Annotated in this window: 7 protein-coding genes; 4 read left to right on the forward strand and 3 right to left on the reverse strand. The window is 61.3% G+C overall.

Going from position 1 to position 4,382, the window contains the following annotated elements:
• A partial coding sequence (locus WCE35_RS08405; RefSeq protein ID WP_424592890.1) for a Flp family type IVb pilin occupies nt 1-77 on the reverse strand: 77 nt, incomplete at its 3' end.
• Nucleotides 78-390: 313 nt separating this feature from the next.
• Between WCE35_RS08405 and WCE35_RS08410 the strand changes: the two genes are divergently transcribed.
• The 4 genes from WCE35_RS08410 to WCE35_RS08425 all read left to right on the forward strand — a co-directional run bounded on the left by WCE35_RS08410 (nt 391) and on the right by WCE35_RS08425 (nt 3,215).
• Nucleotides 391-1,221 carry a sterol desaturase family protein gene (locus WCE35_RS08410; protein ID WP_424592886.1) on the forward strand — a complete coding sequence of 277 codons (831 nt, stop codon included), beginning with the start codon at nt 391-393 and terminating at the stop codon, nt 1,219-1,221.
• 135 nt (nt 1,222-1,356) lie between these two features.
• Nucleotides 1,357-1,866: a pilus assembly protein N-terminal domain-containing protein gene (locus tag WCE35_RS08415; protein WP_424592887.1), complete on the forward strand. Its 510-nt coding sequence runs from the start codon at nt 1,357-1,359 to the stop codon at nt 1,864-1,866.
• A 199-nt stretch (nt 1,867-2,065) separates the two neighbouring features.
• Nucleotides 2,066-2,626: a TadE/TadG family type IV pilus assembly protein gene (locus WCE35_RS08420; RefSeq protein ID WP_424592888.1), complete on the forward strand. Its 561-nt coding sequence runs from the start codon at nt 2,066-2,068 to the stop codon at nt 2,624-2,626.
• A gap of 4 nt (nt 2,627-2,630) precedes the next feature.
• A complete protein-coding gene (locus WCE35_RS08425) occupies nt 2,631-3,215 on the forward strand; it encodes a TadE/TadG family type IV pilus assembly protein (RefSeq protein ID WP_424592889.1) in 585 nt (194 codons plus the stop codon).
• A gap of 129 nt (nt 3,216-3,344) precedes the next feature.
• On the opposite strand, the gene WCE35_RS08430 is transcribed toward WCE35_RS08425, so the two are convergent.
• Both WCE35_RS08430 and infA read right to left on the reverse strand, forming a co-directional pair.
• Entirely contained in the window at nt 3,345-3,557 is a 213-nt protein-coding gene (locus WCE35_RS08430) for a cold-shock protein (protein WP_002714433.1), read from the reverse strand.
• Nucleotides 3,558-3,818: 261 nt separating this feature from the next.
• Nucleotides 3,819-4,106, reverse strand: a complete 288-nt coding sequence (infA, locus tag WCE35_RS08435) for a translation initiation factor IF-1 (RefSeq protein ID WP_422279679.1) — start codon at nt 4,104-4,106, stop codon at nt 3,819-3,821.
• Nucleotides 4,107-4,382 lie beyond the last annotated feature (276 nt).

Genomic DNA, 4,382 nt, shown 5'->3' on the forward strand with positions numbered 1-4,382 from the left:
CCGGCGGCAATCAGGCCGTATTCGATGGCGGTGGCGCCGGACTCGTCCTTCACGAAACGCGAGATCAGGTTCTTCATAGATAAAACTCCATGTACACGTGGCTGTCGAACTTAAGTTTGGTCTCGCCGGCGTTCTCAGCACCGTGACCATGGGCGCCACCCTACGGTCGGGAACTTGCGGCGTAGTTAATTCGATTGCGTAAATCCCGCTGTAACAGGCACTTCTTGCGCAGAGTAAATTTGGCATTAAGGGCACTGCATCAATTCGAAATAATCAGGGATCGCGCATCATCATTATATTGAGTGCGCCGGAGCGCGCCACGCGGTGGATTCATGGCTCCTTAAGCGCCAGCCTGTAACCCTTTCGGCTCTCGGATCAGCAGAGGCGGACATGTCCAATCTACCCATGGAAGTCGTCGAGATGCTTGGCCAGACGATCGCCAAGGTGGTGCCGGTCACGATCGCTCTGGCGCTGATTTTTTCGGTGCTGACGCATTTCTGGGCCTGCAATCCGGGTGCACAATGGTGGCGCAAGCGCGAACTCGTCACCGACATCTGCTACTGGTTCTTCGTGCCGCTGTTCGCGCGCGTATTGCGGATCGGGCTATTGGTGCTCGGCGCCGGCGTCGTCTTCAACATTCACGATGCCGACGAACTGATCGCCTTCTACGACAATGGCCATGGTCCGCTGTCGACGCTGCCGCTGTGGCTGCAGGCGGTGTTGTTCCTGGTGCTCGCCGACTTCATGATGTACTGGCTGCACCGCATGTTTCATGGCGGCGGATTCTGGAAGTACCATGCCATCCATCATTCGTCGGAAGATCTGGACTGGATATCGGCGGCCCGGTTCCACCCCGTCAACCTGATATTGGGCACCATCGGTGTCGACGTCATCCTGCTCATGGCCGGCATTTCGCCGAACGTGATGCTCTGGGTCGGACCGTTCAATATTTTCCATTCGGCCTTCGTCCACGCCAATCTGAACTGGGAACTTGGCCCGTTCAGATCCGTGATCGCGACCCCGGTGTTCCACCGCTGGCACCACACCTCGCCCGAAGAGGGCGGCAACACCAATTTCGCCGGCACCTTCCCGGTCTGGGACATCCTGTTCGGGACCTTCCGGATGCCGCAGAACCGGCTGCCCGGCCATTACGGCCTCGAAGATCAACCGTCGTTCCCGACCGAGATCGCCGGACAACTGGCCTATCCGTTCCGGAAATAGGGCATGGCGGAGCGAAACGCGGAATTCCCGCCGCCATTTGCACTTCGTTCATTAATTGAGGTCAGATTCGTCTGGTCGGGCGCCGGTTCCGCAGCGTATCGCTTTTGCCGGCTTGTCAACGTCCCGGGGTACAGTATGTCGTCGAAATCCTTGCATATTCGCGCTGGCGCGCATTTCTGGCTCCGTGCCCTGATGGCCGGAATCCTGTTATGGCCCGCGGTCGCGCTGGCCGCGCCCGATCCCGAAAGGATCGCGGTCAATGTCGATCAGGCCAAGCTCGTCAAGCTTCCGGTCGGCGTCGCCACCATCGTCGTCGGAAATCCGCTGATCGCGGACGTGGCGTTGCAGACCGGCGGCGTCGTCGTCGTCACCGGCAAGGGCTACGGCGCCACCAATTTCATTGCAATGAACCGCAGCGGCGAGGTTCTGGTGGACCGCCAGATCCAGGTCGAGGGCCCGACCGACCAGCTCGTCACGGTCTATCGCGGCGTCGAACGCGAGTCCTATAGCTGCATGCCGATATGCCAGCGGCGCGTCACCCTCGGCGATGGCGAGAACTATTTCAAATCGACGATCGATCAGGCTGGCTCGCTCTCCAGCCAGGCCAGCGGCTCGGCCGCGACAGCGGGCAAAGCCGCGAATTGACGGGACCAGCACGGCGATCGGCGGCGTCGGCCAGTCCGTCGCCGCCCGCGCCATCGCGCCGGATGCCGCAAGAATTTGCTCGGGAAATGGTTAACATCCGCTTAACGGGACGGGGGTTCCGGCTTCGGTCGGGCGAAACACTTCGACAATGACTTTCGGGTAAATCTGGCCGGCAATTCCTCATCGCCCGGGTTACCCTATGCCGCAGGCTTCTGTTTCCGTCACACCCGCATGGCGCCGGTTTCGTCGCAACCGCCGCGGCTCCGCCGCCGTCGAGTTCGCGCTGGTGGCGCCGTTGTTCTTCGCGCTGTTGTTCGCGATCATCGAGACCTCCATGGTGTTTTTCGGCAGCCAGCTCCTGGAGACCGCCATTCAGGATGCCGGGCGACAGCTCTATACGCACCAGTTGCAGGACAGCGGACAAACCACCGCCCAGATGCAGGCGCAGTTCAAGGCCGACGTCTGCAACCGCGTTTCTGTCCTGTTCACCTGTCCGATCGACACCGATGTCAGGTTCTATGCCGCGGGCACGGCGATCACGATCACCGATCCGATCGACGGCGCCGGAAATTACGACAGCAGCGGCTTGACGTTTCTGCTGCCGCCAGGCGGCAGCAACGCCACCGTGGTGGTCCGCGGCTTCTATCAATGGCCGCTGTTCGTGACCGGGCTCGGCTACAATATTGCCAATATCGGCCGCGGCACATCCAACAGCAAAAGACTTCTTACTGCGACGACCGCCTTCCATGTGGAGCCATGATGCGATGAGCGCCGGACAGATGCAGAGAATATCGCGCCGGATGCGGCCGCGGCTCGCCGAATTCGCAGGGGATCGCCGCGGCCTGGCGGCGGTTGAATTCGCGATGGTCGTGCCGCTGATGCTGGTGATGTTCTTTGGGGTTGTCGAGTTCTCGTCCGGCGTGGCCGTCGACCGCAAGGTGACGTTGGTGGCGCGGACATTGTCCGATCTTACTTCTCAATCGACGAGCGTGACGGATACCGACATCGCCGGTTTCATCATCACCGCCAACGCGATCCTGACGCCGTATTCGGCAACGCCGCTGCGAGCTACCATCACGGAATTATACATCGATCCCTTGACCCATGCGGCGAGGGTGCAATGGAGCAAGGGGTCGGCGCCGCGCGCGGCGGGGAGCCCGGTGTCGATACCGGCCGCGCTGCGGATCGACGGCACCTATCTGATCTTCAGCGAGGTCAGCTACCTCTATGTCCCGACCGTCGGCTATGTGATGGCGAGATCCGGAATCACGCTGAGCGATTTTTCCTATACCCGTCCGCGTCAGTCGAGCTGCGTGCTGTACAGTACGACGGTCTGCCCCACGACCTAGGCCAGGATCGGGCTGCCGCTTTGCCAAAACGGGAAAGGCCGCGCCGCCGGGACGCGGCCTTTCGCTTATTCCGAGAGCCGTTTCCGGAGCGCATGGCTCCAGAACGCAAGGCGCCCTTGAGGAAATCGCTTATCCGGCGGCGCGCAGATTGTCGGCCGAAGATTTGCCAGAGCGGCGATCCGCCACGATCTCGTAGCTGATCTTCTGGCCTTCACGCAGCGTCCCAAGCCCGGCACGTTCAACGGCGCTGATATGCACGAACACGTCATTGCCGCCGTCATCCGGCTGGATGAAGCCATAGCCCTTGGTAGCGTTAAACCACTTCACGGTTCCCATGCTCACGGGGGTAGTCCCTTCTCAGATATAGAACGTCGAAACCCACTTGTCGGTGGGCTGGTGAGATCGAATTTTTGGAAGGGTCGTCAGCGTCTAAACCGGCTGTACCGGTGGATAGCTAATTTCGTCCGGCCGAAAATCGATGCGCCCGATATTATGCGAAGGTAGGGTCCAAAACAATCCTGAGGCGCGCGATTTTTTGATCGGCGGCCCCGCCAACCGCGATCGCGCACGGCATGGTCTGTCGTGCGCGATCTTGGCAAGCGCCTATCGGCGGCGGAATTGGCCGCCACGCGGCGGTGCACCACGCGGGGCTCCGGTCGCGCTCGGGCGCTCGTCCTTGTGACGGAAGATCAGCCGGCCTTTTTCCAGGTCATAGGGCGACATTTCGATCGTGACCCGATCGCCTGCCAGCGTCTTGATCCGGTTCTTCTTCATTTTGCCGGCGGTATAGGCGACAATTTCGTGTCCGGCATCGAGCTGCACGCGGTAGCGTGCGTCGGGGAGGATTTCAGTCACCAGTCCTTCGAACTGGATCAGCTCTTCTTTAGCCATGGATATCTCCAGATCGACTAACGGCTAGCGCTGCGGTCGGTTGGTACGGTTGGGTTTGGTATTCGGTCGGCTTTCGCGATGCAAAAAGGCGATGCCCTGTATGCCTTCGCTCTTGACGCCGTGCGACGAACGCGGCGACTCGTGCCGGGCCGCCTGCGGCGCGGTATTATTACCACCGGGACGGGGGCGACGGCGAGGGCCTTTCGAGCCCGGCGCCGCTTCGTGGCCCCTGACGGCGTGGGCGCGCGGAGCGGACCGTCCGCCGCGGTGTTGCGC

The organism is Bradyrhizobium sp. (genome assembly GCF_049691595.1).
Lineage (GTDB): Bacteria > Pseudomonadota > Alphaproteobacteria > Rhizobiales > Xanthobacteraceae > Bradyrhizobium.